General features: G+C 68.1%; 15 protein-coding genes. 1 reads left to right on the forward strand and 14 read right to left on the reverse strand.

The features are described from left to right. Positions 1-305: 305 nt before the first annotated feature. The 14 genes from ACIBCN_RS09370 to ACIBCN_RS09435 form a co-directional block, all read right to left on the reverse strand. Positions 306-3,266 (reverse strand): hypothetical protein, encoded by a 2,961-nt coding sequence (locus ACIBCN_RS09370; protein ID WP_396991178.1) that lies wholly within the window; start codon positions 3,264-3,266, stop codon positions 306-308. 90 nt (positions 3,267-3,356) lie between these two features. After that, on the reverse strand, positions 3,357-4,568 hold the full coding sequence (metK, locus tag ACIBCN_RS09375; RefSeq protein WP_396991002.1) for a methionine adenosyltransferase: 1,212 nt from the start codon (positions 4,566-4,568) through the stop codon (positions 3,357-3,359). Between the two features lie 214 nt (positions 4,569-4,782). Beyond that, the gene (gene coaBC / locus ACIBCN_RS09380) at positions 4,783-6,006 is read right to left on the reverse strand and encodes a bifunctional phosphopantothenoylcysteine decarboxylase/phosphopantothenate--cysteine ligase CoaBC (RefSeq protein ID WP_396991004.1); all 1,224 of its coding nucleotides are present in this window, start codon (positions 6,004-6,006) and stop codon (positions 4,783-4,785) included. Positions 6,007-6,046: 40 nt separating this feature from the next. Continuing rightward, positions 6,047-6,328 (reverse strand): DNA-directed RNA polymerase subunit omega, encoded by a 282-nt coding sequence (gene rpoZ, locus ACIBCN_RS09385; RefSeq protein WP_396991005.1) that lies wholly within the window; start codon positions 6,326-6,328, stop codon positions 6,047-6,049. A gap of 26 nt (positions 6,329-6,354) precedes the next feature. After that, entirely contained in the window at positions 6,355-6,939 is a 585-nt protein-coding gene (gene gmk / locus ACIBCN_RS09390; protein WP_396991007.1) for a guanylate kinase, read from the reverse strand. A gap of 8 nt (positions 6,940-6,947) precedes the next feature. Beyond that, on the reverse strand, positions 6,948-7,268 hold the full coding sequence (mihF, locus tag ACIBCN_RS09395) for an integration host factor, actinobacterial type (RefSeq protein ID WP_014986450.1): 321 nt from the start codon (positions 7,266-7,268) through the stop codon (positions 6,948-6,950). A 611-nt stretch (positions 7,269-7,879) separates the two neighbouring features. Next, on the reverse strand, positions 7,880-8,704 hold the full coding sequence (gene pyrF / locus ACIBCN_RS09400; protein WP_396991179.1) for an orotidine-5'-phosphate decarboxylase: 825 nt from the start codon (positions 8,702-8,704) through the stop codon (positions 7,880-7,882). Between the two features lie 19 nt (positions 8,705-8,723). Further along, positions 8,724-12,050, reverse strand: coding sequence for a carbamoyl-phosphate synthase large subunit (carB, locus tag ACIBCN_RS09405; RefSeq protein WP_396991008.1), 3,327 nt, complete (start codon positions 12,048-12,050; stop codon positions 8,724-8,726). Between the two features lie 5 nt (positions 12,051-12,055). Beyond that, positions 12,056-13,222, reverse strand: a complete 1,167-nt coding sequence (gene carA / locus ACIBCN_RS09410) for a glutamine-hydrolyzing carbamoyl-phosphate synthase small subunit (protein ID WP_396991009.1) — start codon at positions 13,220-13,222, stop codon at positions 12,056-12,058. Continuing rightward, positions 13,219-13,728 (reverse strand): transporter, encoded by a 510-nt coding sequence (locus tag ACIBCN_RS09415; protein ID WP_396991011.1) that lies wholly within the window; start codon positions 13,726-13,728, stop codon positions 13,219-13,221. Before ACIBCN_RS09415 ends, carA begins: the two co-directional genes overlap by 4 nt. Continuing rightward, complete coding sequence (locus ACIBCN_RS09420) at positions 13,729-15,114, reverse strand: dihydroorotase (protein ID WP_396991012.1); 1,386 nt, start codon at positions 15,112-15,114, stop codon at positions 13,729-13,731. Next, a complete protein-coding gene (locus tag ACIBCN_RS09425) occupies positions 15,111-16,067 on the reverse strand; it encodes an aspartate carbamoyltransferase catalytic subunit (protein WP_396991013.1) in 957 nt (318 codons plus the stop codon). The genes ACIBCN_RS09420 and ACIBCN_RS09425 overlap by 4 nt, the downstream gene beginning before the upstream one ends. A 67-nt stretch (positions 16,068-16,134) precedes the next feature. Then, on the reverse strand, positions 16,135-16,767 hold the full coding sequence (gene pyrR / locus ACIBCN_RS09430; RefSeq protein WP_396991014.1) for a bifunctional pyr operon transcriptional regulator/uracil phosphoribosyltransferase PyrR: 633 nt from the start codon (positions 16,765-16,767) through the stop codon (positions 16,135-16,137). Positions 16,768-16,924: 157 nt separating this feature from the next. After that, positions 16,925-17,779 carry an SAM-dependent methyltransferase gene (locus tag ACIBCN_RS09435; RefSeq protein ID WP_396991015.1) on the reverse strand — a complete coding sequence of 285 codons (855 nt, stop codon included), beginning with the start codon at positions 17,777-17,779 and terminating at the stop codon, positions 16,925-16,927. 95 nt (positions 17,780-17,874) lie between these two features. Here ACIBCN_RS09435 and ACIBCN_RS09440 point away from each other — a divergent pair, with 95 nt between their 5' ends. Next, complete coding sequence (locus tag ACIBCN_RS09440; protein ID WP_396991017.1) at positions 17,875-18,429, forward strand: TetR/AcrR family transcriptional regulator; 555 nt, start codon at positions 17,875-17,877, stop codon at positions 18,427-18,429. Positions 18,430-18,440: the final 11 nt, after the last annotated feature.

Raw genomic sequence — 18,440 nt, forward strand, 5'->3', positions numbered from 1 at the left:
GCCCGGTTGCGCCAAATGGCGCACCCGTGGCTCGGAGGAGGGCGCTGTCTTCTCTGGCACCGATGAACTGCTCGGCCGAGTCAACGGCAGACCCGAGATCGACAAGGCCCCAGCAATTGCCACACGCTCGGGCCAGCCCCCGGGATGCCCTTGACCGGACCGCGGCCAGCTTGCCAACCGGTGTGCGCCCCAACTCCCCACGCAAGCACCAGAATCCGCACCCTTACTCGGCATCCGCCAAGTGCGGATCCCGAGTAAGAGTGCGGATTTATTGCGATAACGGTCTGGCAGCGTTTCGCAGGGTGTCAGCCGATGTCGACCGGGTCGATCTGTACTCGTAGGGGGGCGTCGGAGCGGTGCGTGCTGCGGATGGCTTGGGCGGCGGTGAGGGCGCGGGCTAGGGCGGCGCCGGATTTGCGGTCTACGCGCAGGAGGATTCGTTCTACTTCGGCGGGGGTGTCGCCGGAGGAGAAGGGTTTGCGGGCGCCGGGAGGCAAGGGGACTGGGCCGAGCACCTCGACTTCGGTGGGAAGGTCGGTGGCGGAGAGTAATTCGGCGATGGAGTCGGAGGTGCCGTCAACCGCCGCCATGCGGACGGCGGGCGGGAAGCCGACCTCGGCGCGGGACGCGCACTCGACCCTGGCATGGCCGACCGGGTCCCAGCGGACCAGGGCTTGCACGGTGGGGATGCCGGGATCGGCCATCACGATGACCTGACCGTGCGAGCGCACCAGAGTCGCGGCGGTCATCCAGCGGCGCAGCGCGTCCTCGGAGGCTCGCAGGTCGGCGCGGCTGAGCAGCGCCCAACTGTCGAGCAGCAGCGCAACACCGTAACCACCCGGCAGGACCGGTTCGGCGCCAACGGTCGCGACCACCACCTGGGGGCCGGGTTCCACCGTGTCGAGCATCGCGCCACCACCAGACCCGCGAATCGGCACGCCGGGGAACGCCCGGCCGAGTTCCTCGGCGGTGCGGGTCGCGCCGATCACCACGGCACGCAGCGCCCGCGAACCGCAGGACGAACAGCGGAACGCCGCCTCGGTGATGCCACACCAGCGACAGCTCGGACTGTGCGCGGCATCGCCCTGCGAATCACTGTGCCGCGCACGACCATCCGGCAGCGCCAGCGGTCCGTTGCAGTACCTGCACCTGGCGGGGGTCCGGCATTTCGCGCAGGCCAGCGACGGGACGTACCCGCGCCGAGGCACCTGCACCAGCACGCCAGCGCCCTCCTTCAGCGCCGCCCGCGCAGCCGCGTAAGCCACGCCGGGAATGCGGACCGCGCGCGCGACCGGGTCTCGCTCCATCGCGAGATCGGTATCGCCGGGCACGCTGATCCGCGGCGCCGCATCGCGCACCACCATCCGGTCAGCCACCAAGTCGTGCGCCCAGCCGGACTCGACTACCGCCTGGATCTCCGCGGTCCGCGCGAATCCGGCCGCGACGAACGCCGCCCCCGTCTCGTGCGACCGCAGCATCGCCACCTCGCGCGCATGCGGATACGGCGAACGCGGCTCGGCGTAGGTGTCGTCCCCGTCATCCCAAATCGCGATCAGCCCAAGATCTTTCGCCGGCGCGAACACCGCACTGCGCGTCCCGACCACCACCCGCGCGGTGCCCCGCAACACCGCGAGCCACCGCCGATACCGCGCCGCCGGACCAAGCCCCGCCGACAACCCGACCGCCGAATCCCCCATCAGCCGCGTACATTCCACCAGCACCCGGTCCAGATCGCGCTGATCCGGCACCATCAAAATCGCGCTACGACCCTCCCCTACGACAGCCGCCGCCAACTCCGCCAGCCGCCGCGGCCAGTCCTCCCCGGGCAACGCCTGCCACGCCGCCCGCGGCCCCTTCCCACCCGCCAACGCGGTCAGAAACGCCGGGCCGTGAATGTATCGCCCCCAGGGCCCATGATCGACGGGAGCAGCAACCTGCTCAGCACCGTCCGACCCCGACTCTCCCCCGCCATCCCCGGAGCTCGCCGCCGACGCCGAGCCAGGCTCGCCATCACGCGTGCCCTCCGCCTTACTCGCGTCAGCTACTGAACCAGCGACCACCGATTCGGAGGCAATCCCCTCGCCATCCGAGGACACCGAATCCGACAGCCGCGCCGAGTTCGACGCATCGGACGACGCAGGCTGAACCCCTTGCGCCACTGAGGAGCTAGCCGAAACCGCCTCCGACGCCGAGTTACCACCACTCCCCGCGCCAGACGTCTCGCCCTTATCCGAGGCCGAACTGGTTTCGGCCCCCTCGGCATTCGAGAAGACCGATCCCGGCAGCTGCTTCGCGGAGCCTGGTGCGCCCGACGATTCGGGCAGATCTCCTTGCACCCCTGCGGAACTAGCTGCATCCGCGGTGTCTGCGGCGGAACTCTCAACCGCGCGGCTACGCGTCACCGAATCAGACTCGACGCCAGCTGAGTCGACGTTAGACGGGGCAGCGGATAACTGCTCAGACGGTGCGACACCGCCCGACCGCACGGACGGAAATTCTTGCGTCGAGGCCGCGACCACGGCCGACGCGGAAGCCAGTTCGGGCGTGGCCTCGACTGTCCCATCGACTTCGACCGAATCAGCTTCGGCGCCAGCGAAATCAGCGGTCGAGGGCACCGATTTCGATGACTTCGCCGACTGTATTGGCGCATTCGCGCCGGACGGCGCGGACCGGACAGGTTGCGACCCTGCGGAACCTGCCGCATCCGAAGCGGCAGTGCTGGAACTCGCATCGATCGCAGGGTCCTGCGGCACCGAATCAGCCTCAGCATCAGCGGAATCGACAGGAGATGTCGCATCGGGCAGGGGGTTGATCCGGAGTGGGGCTTTCGCGGTCGAACCCTTTTGCCGCAGTTCGGGACTGGATGCCGCCGCGGCGTCATCCGCCGAATCCTCTTGCTCGGCTTCAGAATCCGCCGACTTCTTCTTCGCCCCACCGATCTCGGTACGCGCATGACGCGGCGGGATGGCCAGGCGCAGGACGTCGGCGCGGGTGCCTGCGTAGCGGGCGGCCACCGCAATGGCCAGCTGCACGATCTCGGGTGTCAGGACGCGCTCGCCGGAGACGACCCGTTCGAGTTTCACCAGTTTGCCGCTGTGGTCACTGTGCGCGCGACGTTCCAGCAGGTAACCGTCTACCAGTCGTCCCGCGAAGCGGACGCGGACGCGGACACCGGGCTGGGCGATGGCGTCCAGCTCGGGCGGGACCAGGTAGTCGAAGTCGCGGTCCAGGTGGGCCGGAGACAGCAACGGGAGCACCCGAGCGATCGGGTGCTCCACGGCTGCGGGGTCCGCCTGCGGGACCCCCGGGATGGCGGGGGTTTCCGCCGCGGGTTTGTTCACTCGGTGCGGTCGGGCCTACAGGCCGACTGCGGCGCGGAGTTTGTCCGCTCGGTCCGTGTGCTCCCAGGGCAGGTCGACGTCGGTGCGGCCGAAGTGGCCGTACGCGGCGGTCGGTGCGTAGATCGGGCGCAGCAGGTCGAGGTCGCGGATGATCGCGCCGGGGCGCAGGTCGAAGACCTCGGAGATGGCGGCCGAGATGCGGGCCGGGTCGACCTTCTCGGTGCCGAAGGTCTCCACGAACAGGCCGACCGGCGCGGACTTGCCGATGGCGTAGGCCACCTGGACCTCGACCCGGTCGGACAGGCCGGCCGCGACGACGTTCTTGGCGACCCAGCGCATGGCGTACGCGGCCGAGCGGTCCACCTTCGACGGATCCTTGCCGGAGAAGGCGCCGCCGCCGTGGCGAGCCATGCCGCCGTAGGTGTCGACGATGATCTTGCGACCGGTCAGGCCCGCGTCGCCCATCGGACCGCCGAGCACGAACTTGCCGGTCGGGTTGACCAGTAGCCGGATGTTCGAGGTGTCCAGCGAGGGCAGCTCGAGGTCGGCGATGACGGCCTCGACGACCTTTTCCTTGATGTCGGGCGCGAGCAGATTGTCCAGGTCGATGTCGGCCGCGTGCTGGGTGGAGATGACGACGGTGTCGAGCCGAACCGGGCGGTCACCCTCGTATTCGATGGTGACCTGGGTCTTGCCGTCGGGCCGCAGGTACGGCAGCACGCCGGACTTGCGCACCTCGGTGAGCCTGCGGGAGAGCCGGTGCGCGAGCGCGATCGGCAGCGGCATGAGCTCGGGGGTGTCGGTGGTCGCGTAGCCGAACATCAGGCCCTGATCGCCCGCGCCCTGCTTCTCGATCTCGTCGTCGGACCCGCCGACGCGTGCCTCGTGCGAGGTGTCGACGCCCTGCGCGATATCGGGCGACTGCGCGCCGATCGCGATGTTCACGCCGCAGGAGTTCCCGTCGAAACCCTTTGCGGACGAGTCGTATCCGATTTCCAAAACTTTTTCCCGGACGATGCGGGGAATGTCGGCGTACGCCGAAGTGGTGACCTCACCCGCGACGTGGACCTGGCCGGTCGTCACGAGGGTTTCCACGGCGACCCGGCTGCGCGGGTCCTCGGTCAGTAACGCGTCGAGAATGGAATCGCTGATAGCGTCACAGATCTTGTCCGGGTGACCTTCGGTCACGGACTCACTGGTGAATAGCCGGCTGCCGGACGTGCGCACAGTTCTTCCCTCTCCCTCAACGGGTATTTCGTCTCGGTTTGCGACAGTAACGCGATGCCGTTGCCGCGCAACCCTTCATTCCAGACTATGGCAAACCACCGACGTACCGCGGCCCAAGAGACCACTATCTCAGACAGTTCGTCCGATTTGTCTCCCGGATAGCGCGCCGTCGATGGTTGATTACTGGGTCATCATCCCAGTCTCACAACACTTTTCAGCGCAACAGCGGGCCGAGCGCGTCGAGCACCCGGCTGGCAAGCAACGCCTTCGACCCATGGTCGAGCGACTGTTCGGTACCGTCCGCACCGAGCAGCCAGCCGTTGTTGGTGTCGACCTCGAACGCCTTGCCCTCGCCGACCGCGTTGACCACCAGCAGGTCACACCCCTTGCGCGCCAGCTTGGCCCGCGCGTAGGTGAGGACGTCGCCGTGCTCGTCGCCGGTCTCGGCGGCGAAGCCGACGATCGCGGTGCCCGCCAACTGCCCGTCGCTACGCGCCTGCACCAGACCGGCGAGGATGTCGGTGGTCTTGGTGAGCGCGATGACGTCGGGTTCCCCGGCGCCCTTCTTGATCTTGGCCGCGGCCACGTCGGTGGGCCGGAAATCCGCCACCGCCGCCGCCATGATCACCGCGTCGGCGCCGACCGCGTGCTTGTCGACGGCGGTCTTGAGCTGTTCGGCGGTGGTGATGTGCACGAGGTCGACGGCCGCAGGCGCGGCCATCTCGATCGTGTTGCCCGCGATGAGCGTGACGTGCGCGCCGCGCTGCGCCGCGACCCTGGCCAGGGCGTAACCCTGCTTCCCGGAGCTGCGGTTGCCCAGGAATCGCACCGGATCCAGCGGTTCCCTGGTACCGCCCGCGGTGATGACCACCCGGCGGCCTTCCAGGTCGCGCGGGATGGCGTCGGCACGTTCCAGCAGCAGCGTGGCGAGCCCGAAGATCTCCTCGGGCTCCGGCAACCGCCCGGGACCGGTGTCGGTGCCGGTGAGCCGGCCCGACGCGGGTTCCATCACGATCGCGCCGTGCGCGCGCAGCGTCGCGACGTTGGCGATGGTCGCCGGATGCTCCCACATCTCGGTGTGCATCGCGGGGGCGAACAGGATCGGACATCGGGCCGTCAGCAACGTGGCGGTGAGCAAATCGTCGGCGCGGCCCTGGGCCGCGCGCGCCATCAGGTCGGCAGTCGCCGGGGCGATGACCACGAGGTCCGCCTCCTGGCCCAGCCGGACATGCGGCACCTCGGGCACATCGGTGAACACGTCGGTGTGCACCGGGTTCCCGGACAGTGCCTCGAAGGTTGCCTTGCCGACGAACTGCATCGCCGCCTCGGTGGGGATCACCCTGACCTGGTGTCCGGTCTCGGTGAACCGTCGGACCAGCGAACAGGCCTTGTACGCGGCGATCCCGCCGCCGACACCGACAACAATCCGTGTGGTCACTACGCCTCCGGCCTAGTTGTTATCACAGCACTCGGCCTGGCTACTCGCCTTCGACGTGCTCGAGCAGGTCGGAGTGGATCTCGCGCATGGCGACCGAGAGGGGCTTTTCCTGCAGGCCCGGCTCGACCAGCGGGCCGACGTACTCGAGGATGCCGTCGCCGAGCTGGTTGTAGTAGTCGTTGATCTGACGCGCGCGCTTGGCGGCGTAGATGACCAGGGCGTACTTGGACGAAGTGCGCTCCAGCAACTCATCGATCGGGGGGTTGGTGAGGCCGATCGGGGTGTCGTATGCGGGAACGACTTTGCTGTCCGTACTGCTCACTAGGGATGCTCCTGCGGGTGGAAGGGTTAGGAACTCGAATTTGTGCTAACGAACAAGGATACCAACTGCTCACAGGCGCTGGTCACCTCGTCGTTCACGATGACGATGTCGAACTCGTCACAGGCCGCTAATTCGATCCTGGCGGTTTCCAGCCTGCGCTCGATCACTTCCGGTGATTCGGTGCCCCGCGAGGTGAGCCTGGAGACCAGTTCGTCCCAGCTGGGCGGGGCGAGGAAGGCGAGAATCGCTTCGGGAATGGCCTTGCGTACCGATCGCGCGCCTTCTAGATCGACCTCGACCAGTACGGGCAGACCCTCTGCGAGGGCGGCCCGTACCGGTGCGGCCGGGGTGCCCGAACGTTGCAAACCACCGTGTATATCAGCCCACTCGAGTAGTTCGCCCGCCGTGATCATGGCGTCGAACTCTTCCCTGGACACGAATCGATAGTCGAGGCCGTCGACCTCTCCGGGCCGAGGGGCCCGAGTCGTTGCCGACACACTGAAGATCAGGTGCGGCAGTCGCTCGCGGACACAACGGACCACGGTCGACTTGCCAACGGCCGAGGGGCCGACCAGTACAACCAGCCGACCCTTTCGCGTATGTTCGACCACCCTCGTTATCAGGCGTCGAAGTCGAACCGGGCGAGCAGCGCCTTACGCTGCCGATCGCCGAGTCCGCGCAGACGCCGGGTGGGGGCGATCTCCAGTTCACTCATGATTTCCGCTGCCTTGACCTTGCCCACCTTCGGCAAAGCCTCCAGCAGCGCCGACACCTTCATCTTGCCGAGAATCTCATCGGACTCGGCATCGGTGAGGACCTGCTTCAGGTTGGTGCCGCCTCGCTTCAGGCGCTCCTTGAGCTCCGCCCGAGCGCGGCGAGCGGCAGCCGCCTTCTCCAAAGCAGCGGCGCGCTGCTCGTCAGTCAGCTGGGGAAGGGCCACGGTTCCTCCGTCTCATCGTTCATTGCATCAACTCCTGCCGGTAACCCGGCAGTCTCAGCGACCGTACCCACGGCATCCGCAGATTGCGAACCCACCCCCCAGGTCAGCGCATGATTCCGGATGCCGTAGACGCGAGAGCGGCGCGATCCGCACTGCTCCTCTGTCGCTGCGCAGATCGTACCGCCGAAATCACGAAATGCCTCCTCAGCAGGGAGTTTTCACGATTGACACAGGTTAGCGGGAGGGTTGCTATGACGTGACATGTGGCGCCAGCAAACCCATGCCTGCCCGACCAGGAACTTTCTCGGAAATTCCCGCGTGTCGCGTTGTCCTTCAGCGTGTCGTGGGCCACAGACAGGTCGAACGACCGATTCGGATGGACTCCGGCATCGATCGATTGTCGAAGTGCACGGCCGAGTTTGTCGACCTGCACTGATCACATCGCGCTTCTGGGCCGATCCGAGCCCGTCAGCCCATCCGGGCACCGTTTGGGCGGGAAACGGGCGCAGCAGGGCACCCAGACCCCGCTACGGGCCGCATGCACGCGTGCACATGACCGCACCCGGCCGGGAAAAGGGCCGAGACCGGCGCGATCGCGCCGGTCTCGGTGGTTATTCGCGCAGGAACGCGAACGTCTCTTGGAGTTCGCTCACTCTCGCGCGTAGCGCGGGGACCGCCGGTCCGTCGCGCAGCACCTCCCGCGAGGCGGTCGGTACCGCCGCCGCGAACATCGCCTCCGGGACCAGGTCACGGACGTTTTCCGGGCCCCCGCCCTGGGCGCCGACGCCCGGCATCAGGATCGGCCCGTTGAGCGCGGACAAGTCCGGCGCCTCGGTCAATGTCGCGCCGATCACCACGCCGACCGATCCGAATTCCGCCCCCGCGTTGCGGGCCGCGGCCTCGTCGACCATTGTCTGCGCGATGGTGCGGCCATCCCCCGCGACGACCCGTTGCACCTGCGCCCCTTCGGGATTCGAGGTCGCCGCGAGCACGAACACGCCACGGTGGTTGTCCTCGGCCAGCTCCAAAGCCGGTGCCAGCGAGCCGAATCCGAGATACGGCGAGACCGTCACCGCGTCCGAGCCGAGCGGCCCGTCGCCGAGCCAGGCGTGCGCGTAGGCGTCCATGGTGGAGCCGATGTCGCCGCGCTTGGCGTCGGCGAGCACCAGCGTGCCCGAGGCCCGCAGCACCTCGATCGTGCGCTCCAGCACCGCGATTCCGGCCGAGCCGTAGGTCTCGAAGAACGCGACCTGCGGCTTCACCAGCGCGACGCGACCGTCGAAGGCCTCGACGCAGATCTCCGCGAACTTCTCCAGTCCGTCCGCGTCGGCGGCGAGGCCCCACGACTCCAGCAGACCCGGATGCGGATCGATGCCGACGCACACGGGGCCGAAATGCCCCATGGCGTGCTGCAATCGAGCGCCGAAGCTCTTCACCTCATCGACTCCGTCCAGGTCAGCCACGCAGCACCGAATGCAGTTCCTGCAGCGAACGCACCCCGATCCCGCCGTTGATGCTCGCCTCGATGCCCTGCACGGCGGCGGCCGCACCCTGCACCGTGGTGATGCACGGGATGTTCACGCCGACCGCGGCGCTGCGGATTTCGTAGCCGTCCACGCGCGGGCCGGAGTTGCCGTACGGGGTGTTGAACACCATGTCGATCTCGCCGTCCCTGATCTGTTCGACGATCGTCGGCTGCGGCGCATCGCCATTGGCGTCCACCGTGTCCGGGTCGGAATGCTTGCGCACCCGCTCGCAGGGAATACCGTTGCGGCGCAACATCTCCGCGGTGCCCTCGGTGGCCAGGATGCGGAACCCGAGGTCGTGCAGGCGCTTGACCGGGAACACCATGGCGCGCTTGTCCCGGTTCGCGATGGAGACGAACACGGTGCCCTCGGTGGGCAGCGAACCGTAGGCGGCGGTCTGGCTCTTGGCGAAGGCGGTGCCGAAGTCGGCGTCGATGCCCATCACCTCGCCGGTGGACTTCATCTCCGGGGAGAGCAGCGAATCCACGCCGCTGCCATCGGCCTTGCGGAACCGGTGGAACGGCAGCACGGCCTCCTTCACGGCCACCGGCGCGTCGAGCGGGACGTGCCCGCCGTCGCCCTCGCCGGGCAACATGCCTTCCTTGCGCAGGTCGGCGATGGTGGCGCCGAGCATGATCCGCGCGGCCGCCTTGGCCAGTGGCACCGCCGTCGCCTTGGAGACGAACGGAACCGTCCGGCTGGCCCGCGGATTCGCTTCCAGCACGTACAGCACGTCGTCCTTGAGTGCGTACTGCACGTTGAGCAGGCCCTTGACGCCGATGCCCTTGGCCAGCGCGACGGTCGAGCGGCGCACGGCCTCGATGTCGCTGCGGCCCAACGTGATCGGCGGCAACGCGCAGGCCGAGTCGCCGGAGTGGATGCCCGCCTCTTCGATGTGTTCCATCACGCCGCCGAGGTAGACCTCGTCGCCGTCGCACAGCGCGTCGACGTCGATCTCGATGGCGTCTTCCAGGAACCGGTCGACGAGCACCGGATGCTCGGGGCTGAGCTCGGTGGCCCGGGAGATGTAGCCCTCCAGGGAGTTCTCGTCGTAGACGATCTCCATGCCGCGCCCGCCGAGCACGTAGGACGGGCGGACCAGCACCGGGTAGCCGATGCTCGCGGCGATCTTCTTGGCCTGCGCGAAGGTGGTGGCGGTGCCGTACTTCGGCGCGGGCAGCCCGGCCGCGGTGAGCACGTCGCCGAATTCGCCACGGTCCTCGGCCAGGTCGATGGCGGCGGCGCTGGTGCCGACCACCGGAACACCGGCATCGGTGAGCCGCTGCGCCAGGCCGAGCGGGGTCTGCCCGCCCAGCTGCACGATGACGCCCGTGACGTGCCCCGACTCGCTTTCCGCGTGGTACACCTCGAGCACGTCCTCGAAGGTGAGCGGCTCGAAGTAGAGCCGGTCGGCGGTGTCGTAGTCGGTGGAGACGGTCTCCGGGTTGCAGTTCACCATCACCGTCTCGTACCCGGCCTGCGAAAGCGTCTGCGCCGCATGCACACACGAGTAATCGAACTCGATGCCCTGGCCGATCCGGTTCGGGCCGGAGCCGAGGATGATCACCTTGTCGCGCTCGCGTTGCGGCGCGACCTCGGATTCCGCGGCGGGATCGAGCTCGTAGGTCGAGTAGTGGTACGGGGTCTTGGCCTCGAACTCGGCGGCGCAGGTGTCGACCGTCTTGAACACCGGGCGGACACTGAGCCGGTGCCGCAGCGCGCGAACGCCGGTCTCCCCGGCCAACTCCGGGCGCAGCGCGGCGATCTGCCCGTCGGACAGGCCGTAGTGCTTGGCCCGGCGCAGCAGCGTCTCATCGAGCACGGGCGCCGCCATGAGCTCCGCGCGCAGCTCGACCAGACCGGCGACCTCGGCGACGAACCACGGGTCGATTCCCGAAGCGGCGGCGACGTCTTCGATGCTCGCACCGAGCCGCAGCGCGCGCTCGACCTGGTAGATACGTCCCTCGATGGGCGTGCGCAGGTCGGTCAGGATCGCTTCGACGTCAGTCCATGCGCCGTCGTCCTGGGTCCAGAACCCGGCGGCCTTGGTCTCCAGCGAGCGCAGCACCTTGCCGAGCGCCTCGGCGAAGTTGCGCCCCAACGACATTGCCTCGCCGACCGACTTCATGGTGGTGGTCAGCGTCGGGTCGGCGCCGGGGAACTTCTCGAACGCGAACCGCGGCGCCTTGACCACCACGTAGTCCAGCGTCGGCTCGAAGCAGGCCGGGGTCTCCTTGGTGATGTCGTTGACGATCTCGTCCAGGGTGTAACCGATGGCCAGCTTGGCGGCGATCTTGGCGATCGGGAAACCCGTTGCCTTGGAAGCCAATGCGGACGAGCGCGAGACGCGCGGGTTCATCTCGATGACGATCAGGCGGCCGTCGGCCGGGTCCACCGCGAACTGGATGTTGCAGCCGCCGGTGTCGACGCCGACCTCACGCAGGATGTCGATGCCGAGGTCGCGCATCTTCTGGTACTCGCGGTCGGTGAGCGTCATGGCGGGCGCGACGGTCATCGAGTCGCCGGTGTGCACGCCCATCGGGTCGACGTTCTCGATCGAACAGACGATGACCACATTGTCGTTGCGGTCCCGCATCAGCTCGAGCTCGAATTCCTTCCAGCCCAGGATGGATTCCTCGATGAGCACGTTCGCGGTCGGTGAGGCGGACAGGCCGCCGCCGGCGATGCGATCGAGATCCTCGTCGTTGTAGGCCATTCCGGAGCCGAGGCCACCCATGGTGAACGAAGGGCGCACCACCACAGGGAAACCCAGCTCGCGGACCGTGTCGCGCACCTCGTCCATCGTGTAACAGACACGGGAGCGGGCACTTTCGCCGCCGACCTTGGCGACGATGTCCTTGAACTTCTGCCGGTCCTCACCGCGCTGGATGGCGTCGAAGTCGGCGCCGATCATCTCGACGTTGTACTTCTCCAGCACCCCGCTCTCGTGCAGCGCGACCGCGGTGTTCAGCGCGGTCTGGCCGCCGAGGGTGGCCAGGACGGCGTCGGGACGCTCCTTGGCGATGACCTTCTCGACGAACTCCGGCGTGATCGGCTCCACGTAGGTGGCGTCGGCGAACTCGGGGTCGGTCATGATGGTCGCCGGGTTGGAGTTCACCAGTGAAACCCGCAGGCCCTCGGCCCGCAGCACCCGGCACGCCTGGGTGCCGGAGTAGTCGAACTCGCAGGCCTGTCCGATGACGATCGGGCCGGAGCCGATCACCAGGATGTGCTTCAAGTCATTACGACGTGGCATCTGGATCAGATTCCCTTCCGCTGCGCGGCAGGGCCGCCTTCCATGAGACCGGCGAAACGGTCGAAGAGATAAGCAGCGTCGTGCGGTCCGGCGGCGGCCTCCGGGTGGTACTGCACGGAGAACGCGCGGCCGTCGATGAGGCGGACGCCCTCGACCGTGCCGTCGTTGGCGCAGACGTGGCTGACCTCAGCCTTGCCGAACGGGGTGTCGAACTGCTCGCCCTGCTCGCCTTCCAGCGCGAAGCCGTGGTTCTGCGCGGTGATCGCGATGCGACCGGTGCCGTGCTCGATCACCGGGACGTTGATGCCGCGGTGGCCGAACTTCATCTTGTAGGTCTTGCGGCCGAGCGCGCGGCCGAGGATCTGGTTGCCGAAGCAGATGCCGAACAACGGCAGGCCACGCTCGAGCACGCCCTTGGTCAGCGCGACCGCGCCGTCCTGGGTGGCCGGGTCGCCGGGGCCGTTGGACAGGAAGACACCGTTCGGGTTCAGCGCGAGGATCTGGTCGATCGAGGTGTTCGACGGCACCACGTGCACCCGCATGCCGCGCTCGGCGAACATGCGCGGGGTGTTGGTCTTGATGCCGAGGTCGACCGCGACCACGGTGAAGCGGGGTTCGGCAGCGCCTTTCCCGCCCGCCGCCCCCACGGCTTCGATGGTGTAGATCGAGTCGGTGCTCACCTCTTCGGCCAGGTCGGCGCCGAGCATGGACGGCTGGCCGGTGACCCGGCCGAGCAGCTCGTCGGTGCCGGCGAGGGCGGCGCCGGAGAAGATGCCCGCCTTCATCGAGCCGCGGGTGCGCAGGTGACGCACCAGGGCGCGGGTGTCGATGCCCGCGATGCCGACGATGTCCTGGCGTTGCATCGCCTCGGGCAGCGTGCCGGTGGCCCGCCAGTTGGAGGCGCGGCGCGCGGGGTCGCGGACCACGTAGCCGGCCACCCAGATCTTGCCGGACTCGTCGTCCTCGTCGTTCCAGCCGGTGTTGCCGATCTGCGGCGCCGTGGCAACCACGATCTGGCGGTGGTAGCTGGGGTCGGTGAGGGTCTCCTGGTACCCGGTCATCGCGGTGCAGAACACCGCCTCACCGAGCGTCTCGCCCACGGCGCCGTAGGCCGAGCCGCGGAAAACCCGGCCGTCCTCCAGCACTAGAGCTGCGTCTTGTCCTATCGTCACTCGTCGTCTCCCGTCATCGTGCCGGCGTCCGTCTGCCGCGTCCAAGCCGGGTACACCGACTTGTCGTCACCTCGGAAACCGGTATCTATCTCGGTTCCGGTGGGCAGCTTCCAGCGAACTACCAGCACACCATCTGCTGTCATTACTTTGCCCGCATGCCCGCGCTCGGTGCGCACCGCGGTGATGGATTCCTGCGGGATCCAGATCACCGTCGCGCCGTCGCGCTCGAGCAGAATTCCTCGTTCGAACCGGGTGAGTTCCGCCGTGGCCCGGAAACCCAAGTCGCCCACCGCGATCCGGTTCTGCCAGCTGGGCGCCATGGTGCTGCCGAGATACAGTCCGGTGGTCGGCTCGAGCACCTGCGCGCCGAGATCGGCGGGCACGGTGGGCAATGCACCGATGCTGGACTCTTGGCGCGCGGCCCGGTTCTGCCAGCCCCGGTACATCAGCCAGATGCACAGGGCGAACAGCGCGAGCAGCCCGATAACCCACAGTGTTCTCTCCACTTACGGACCTCCTGCGTCCAATCGACGGTGCTCCCGGTGCCCTGCGTGGTCATGTTGTGCAACCGCCTCCGGGCCCGACGCTCGCACCGCGGGGATCCCCACCGCTTTACCGTCGCGGGCGGTTACCCGACCCCGGAGCAACGTCGTTGTCACTCGGGCCGGAAACGTCATGTCCTCGAACGGGGTGTTGTTCGAGATGCTGGCCAGCTCCTTCGCACGCACCGTCCAGCTGGCTGCGGGGTCGACCAGCGTCAGGTTCGCGGGCTCACCGACCTCGATCGGCCTGCCGTGCTCGTCGAGGCCGACGATCGCGGCGGGCTGCTCGCTCATCACCCTGGCGACGCCGCGCCAGTCCAGCAGGCCGGGTTCGACCATGGTCTGCACGATGATCGAGAGCGCGGTCTCCAGGCCGAGCATGCCCGGGCGGGCCGCGGCGAACTCGCAGCACTTGTCCTGTTCGGCGTGCGGGGCGTGGTCGGTGGCGACGCAGTCGATGATCCCGTCGGCCAGTGCCTGGCGCAGCGCGGCGGCGTCGGACGCCTCACGCAGCGGCGGGTTCACCTTGTTGACCGCGTCGTAGGTCTCCAAGCGCGAGTCGTCCAGCAGCAGGTGATGCGGGGTGACCTCGGCGGTGATCGAAATACCTTGCGACTTGGCCCATTTCACCAGCTCCACGGTGCCCGCGGTGGAGGCGTGGCAAATGTGCACGCGCGCACCGGCATCGCGGGCGAGCAGCGCGTCGCGGGCCACGATGGACTCCTCGGCGGCGCGCGGCCAGCCGGCCAGCCCGAGCCGGGCCGCCGTAGGCCCCTCGTGCGCGACCGCACCCTGGGTGAGACGCGGCTCCTCCGCGTGCTGGGCGATAAGTACGCCGAGGGTGTTCGCGTATTCCAGGGCGCGCCGCATGAGCAGCGGGTCGTAGACGCAGTGGCCGTCGTCGGAGAACATCCGCACCGCACCGGCACCGCTTGCCATGGTGCCCATTTCGGCGAGCTGCTTGCCTTCGAGACCGACGGTGACCGCACCGACCGGGTACACGTCGACCAGGCCGACCTCCTGGCCGCGGCGCCACACGTGATCGGTGACGACGACCGAATCGGCGACCGGGCTGGTGTTGGCCATCGCGAACACCGCCGTGTAACCGCCCAGTGCGGCTGCGGCGGAACCGGATTCGATGGTCTCGGTGTCCTCGCGGCCGGGCTCGCGCAGGTGCGTGTGCAGGTCGACGAAACCGGGCAGCAGGATTTGGCCCTGAGCGTCAATGACTTCCGCGTCGTCGGCGCCGAGATCGGTACCGATCTCCCGGATCACACCGTCGGCGACCAGCACATCGACCGGTTCATCCGCGCCGTAGATCCGGGCGCCCTTGATCAGAAGTTGCGTCATGCCACCGCCTCCTGCGTACCGACCAGCAGCCGGAACAGGACGGCCATGCGCATGTGTACTCCGTTCGTCACCTGTTGCAAGATCGCGGCCTGCGCGGAATCGGCTACCGGCGAGGCGATTTCCATGCCGCGCAGCATCGGGCCGGGATGCAGCACCGTCGCGTGTTCGGCCAGCAGGGCGAGCCTGCGTTCGGACAGTCCGTAATTGATCGAGTATTCGCGGGCCGACGGGAAGAAGCCGCCGTTCATCCGCTCGGCCTGCACGCGCAGCATGAGAACCGCGTCGGCACCGGGCAATTCGGCGTCCAGCGAGTGCGCGATCCTGGCCGGCCAGGCATCGACGCCGACCGGCAGCAGGGTGCGCGGGGCGACCAGCACCACTTCCGCGCCGAGGGTGTCCAGCAGGAAGACATTGGAGCGGGCGACCCGGCTGTGCAGGATGTCGCCGACGATGATGACCCGCTTGCCCTCGATATCGCCGAGCCGCTGACGCAGGGTCAGCGCGTCGAGCAATGCCTGAGTGGGGTGCTCGTGGGTGCCGTCACCCGCGTTGATGATGGCCGGGCCGGAGTTGCCCGACGAGAGCGCCCAGGCATCCATCCAGCGCGCGATCTGGTGTGCCGCACCGGAAGCCGGGTGCCGCACGATCAGCGCGTCGGCGCCCGCGGCGTGCAGGGTGAGCGCGGTGTCGCGCAGGGATTCGCCCTTGGAGACCGAGGAGCTGCTGGCGCTGACGTTGATCACGTCGGCGCTCATCCACTTGCCCGCGACCTCGAAGGACACCCTGGTGCGGGTGGAGTTCTCGTAGAACACCGTCATCACGGTGCGTCCGCGCAGGGTCGGCAGCTTGTGTACTTCGCGGCCGAGTAAGGCCTGCTCGAAACGTTCGGCCTCGTCCAGCAACTCCGTCGCGGTGGGGCGATCAAGATCACCAACCGTAAGCAGATGTCTCACGACTCCACCTCGCTGACGCTCGGCTCCGTCGTTCGGCACCGGGCCGCTGTGTTGTTGGTTCGCTCGCTCACGCTTCAGCCTCCTGACGCAGGTAAACGCCGTCGCGGCCGTCGTGTTCGGTGAGCAGGACCGAGATGTCTTCGGAGCGCGAGGTCGGCACGTTCTTGCCCACGTAGTCGGCCCGGATCGGGAGTTCGCGGTGACCGCGGTCTATCAGCACCGCGAGTTGCACGGCGCGGGGACGGCCGAGGTCGCGCAGCCCGTCGAGTGCGGAGCGGACGGTGCGACCGGAGAAGAGGACATCGTCGATCAGCACGACCAGCGCGTCTTCGATGCCGCCCTCGGGGACCGAGGTGCGCTCGAGCGGCCGGTGCGGCCGGGTGCGCAGATCGTCGCGGTAGAGGGTGATGTCGAGCGAGCCGAGGGACGGGCGGACGCCGGAGAATTCCTCGATCTTGTCCGTGAGCCGCGCCGCTAGGGAGGTGCCCCGGGTGGGAATGCCGATGAGCACGACGCGCGGAGCGCCTTGCTCGCCCGCGTCCAGCGCGGTCTTTTCGATGATTTGGTGCGCGATGCGCGCGATGGTCCGACTGACATCGGAAGCCGACAACAGCTCCCGCCCCGCCTCCACCCCCTCGGGGGTGTGTCGCTGCGATGTTTCGGCAGCGCCGGACTTGGCGGCCCGTTCGGGCACGGCCATGCCGACCTCCTTCCCCGCCTCACCGGACGGTCCGTTAAAGGATGTCTTACGGCAAGCAGCGTAACAGCGGTCGGAGCCTGGCTTTCACCAGGTGCGGTGCGGTGTGAGCCGAGCCACGGGACGGGAGTGGGCCCGGCCACACGAGCGGGCGTTCCGGCTACTCGCGAACCGCGAGGACGAGGCCGACCCCGGGGTCGCCGATGGCGGCGGGCCTACCAAGCGGAGCGACGAGGTCGTCCCAACTCCGGAAGCTGGTGCGCCAGCCGCGCGCGGTGAGCCAGCTCTCGGCGTCCGGTCCGAGTCCGCTGAGGTCACGGCCTTCGCCGCGGTGCTCGCCACCGACCAGCCGCCCGAGTTCGGTGTAGTGCGGCAGATTTCTGTCGACGTGGAACCGGCCCGCGCCGAATTGGCTTCCGGGAGCGGAGAGTTCGGTGAGGGTTTCGGCGACCCGCAGTGCGTCGTCGCGGTTCAGATAGCCGAGCGATCCTTCATCGACCCAGTATGTCGGTAGGTCGGCGCGAAAGCCGTTGGCGCGCAGCGGCTCCGTCCAGTTCCCGCGGAGATCGCCGGCGATGACGCGGCGGTCGTGCTTCGGCGCCACGCCCGCGGCGGCCAGCACCGGCTCCTTGAACGCGAACAGTTCCGGCAGATCGATCTCGAAGAACCGAACGTCCGCGGGCAGCGTCAACCGGAAGGCCCGGGTATCCAACCCCGCGCCGAGGATGACGATCTGACGGCAACCGGACGCCACCGCCTCCACCATCCGATCGTCGACCAGCCGGACGCCGACGCTGCGCCCCTCGAAGAACGTGTCGGCCAGCGCTTCCAGCCGCGCCCATCGCCGCTCCCCTTCCGGCGTCGCCCCGAAGCTGCGCCGCGCGGCGTCGGCGAAATGCCGCGCCAACGGGTCGTCGTACAGCCGGTCCGGCCTGATCGATTCCCGCGCCCGAATCACCGCCACCCCGATGGCCGTCATCGCCACACCTGCCGTCGGTGCTTCCGGCTCCGTCATGATCCCTCCACAATTAACTTGTCGCCCGGCTAGGTATCTCGCCGCAGCCGTCACGCTAGGCTCCAACTAGCCGGTCGTCAAGCAAAAGGAGAATCATGGATCGCCGTCGCAGCGACATGCGCGAACGAATCCGCGCGGTGGCGATGGAGTTGTTCTCCGAGCGCGGCTACGAGAAGACGTCGCTGCGGGAGATCGCCGAGCGCCTCGACGTGACCAAAGCCGCGCTCTACTACCACTTCCGCACCAAAGAGGACATCGTCGCGAGCCTGTCCGACGACCTGCGGCGCGGCATCGACGACATCGTCGCGTGGGCCGAGACCGCACCGACGGGATCCGAACGCGCGCAAGAGATTCTGGACCGCTATGGCGCATTGCTGCACGGCATCGGCCGCGACATGGTGCGCTTCATGGCCGAAAACCAGCCCGCCTTCCGGGAACTCGGCTTCGGCGTCAGCCTGCGTTATCAGTTCCGCGTGCTGGCCGACGTGATGACCGAACCCGACCACGCGCCACGCGCGGTCTTTCATGCCAGGCAGGCGCTGCTGGCTATCAGCTGGAGCACGGCCATGATGGGCGATCTGCCGCTGAGCGACGACGAGTGTTACGCGGCCTCGGTCGACATCGCGCGCGACATCCTCGCCAGGAATTGACCGTCACGTCC

This window comes from Nocardia sp. NPDC051052 (assembly GCF_044456045.1).
Lineage (GTDB): Bacteria > Actinomycetota > Actinomycetes > Mycobacteriales > Mycobacteriaceae > Nocardia.